This is a genomic window from Pseudoduganella sp. RAF53_2 (assembly GCF_052113985.1).
Taxonomy (GTDB): Bacteria; Pseudomonadota; Gammaproteobacteria; order Burkholderiales; family Burkholderiaceae_D; genus Rugamonas.
In genome coordinates, this window is the sequence record NZ_JBFRDW010000991.1 from 1 (window position 1) to 1,415 (window position 1,415).

A 1,415-nucleotide genomic window follows, 5' to 3' on the forward strand; every position below is an offset into this window, starting at 1 on the left:
GTCCCTGGGCACTGAACGGCTGCCCGGCCCTGAGCCACGGCTGGATGCCCGACCGCACAGGCTTTCTGCCTTATCGATGGCAGGGTTACAGCGAAGCCCTGCTGCTCTACATTCTGGGCCTGGGTTCGCCCACGCATCCCTTACCGTCGGAGTCGTATATCGCCTRGTGCGAAAGCTATCTGTGGAAAGAGATCTACGGCCGCGAAGTGCTGTATGGCGGACCGCTGTTCATGCACCAGCTATCGCATTGCTGGCTCGATCTGCGCGGCATACGGGACCACGCCATGCGCACTCACAACAGCGACTACTTCGAGAACAGCCGCCGCGCCACCCAGATCCAGCAGGAATACGCGCTGCGTAATCCCTTACGCATGAAAACCTACAGCGCCCTGTGCTGGGGCATCAGTGCCGGCGAAGGGCCAGGCATGAAAGAGCAAAAGGTAAACGGCATCGACCGCCAGTTTTACGGCTATGTGGCACGCGGGGCGCCGTTTGGCCCGGACGACGGCACCATGCTGCCGGCTGCGGTCGCCGCCTCGCTGCCCTTCGCACCGGAGCTGGTGCTGCCTTCGCTGGCCCATTTCATTGATTCGATCGATCTCAAGTCCAGCGACCGCTATGGCTTCAAGACTTCATTCAACGCCGAGTTCTGCGTACCGGGAGCGTCACAGACCAATCCCTGGGGCTGGGTCTCGGAATGGCACTACGGACTGAATCAGGGACCGATTGTGCTCATGCTGGAAAACTACCGCACTGGCCTGATCTGGCGCCTTATGCGCCGCTGTCCCTACGTTGTTGAAGGGCTGCGGCGTGCAGGCTTCACCGGCGGCTGGCTGGAACAAACCTGAACGGAGTATGACATGACGACAGTAAGCGATTTCATGATCTCCCGCCTTGCCGAATGGGGCGTGCGGCGAATCTACGGCTATCCGGGCGATGGCATCAACGGCATCATCGGCGCACTGGGACGCAGCAAGGACGGCATCGCCTTCGTCCAGGCCCGGCATGAGGAACTGGCGGCCTTCATGGCCTGCGCCCACGCCAAATTCAGCGGCGAAGTAGGCGTCTGCCTTGCTACTTCCGGCCCCGGCGCCATCCATCTGTTGAACGGCCTGTATGACGCCAAGATGGACCACCAGCCGGTAGTGGCCATCGTCGGCCAGCAAAGCCGCATGTCGCTGGGTGGTGACTATCAGCAGGAAGTGGATCTGCTGTCCCTGTTCAAGGACGTGGCCAATGAATTCGTCCACATGGCCACCCATCCCGCGCAAATGCGCCACCTGATCGACCGCGCCATGCGCATCGCCCGCGAACGGCGCACCGTGACCTGCATCATCGTGCCCAACGATTTGCAGGAAGCCGATGCGGTCGAAACCCCGCCACGCATCCACGGCACCGTGCACACTGGCATAGGC

The 1,415-nt window shown here is 61.7% G+C and carries 2 protein-coding genes; both read left to right on the plus strand.

Annotated features, from left to right (window positions below):
* Positions 1 to 848: glucoamylase family protein (locus AB4Z11_RS31720; protein ID WP_442030151.1), on the plus strand; the 848-nt coding region annotated here is incomplete at its 5' end.
* A 12-nt stretch (positions 849 to 860) separates the two neighbouring features.
* On the plus strand, positions 861 to 1,415 hold a 555-nt coding region (locus tag AB4Z11_RS31725; RefSeq protein ID WP_442030153.1), incomplete at its 3' end, for a thiamine pyrophosphate-binding protein.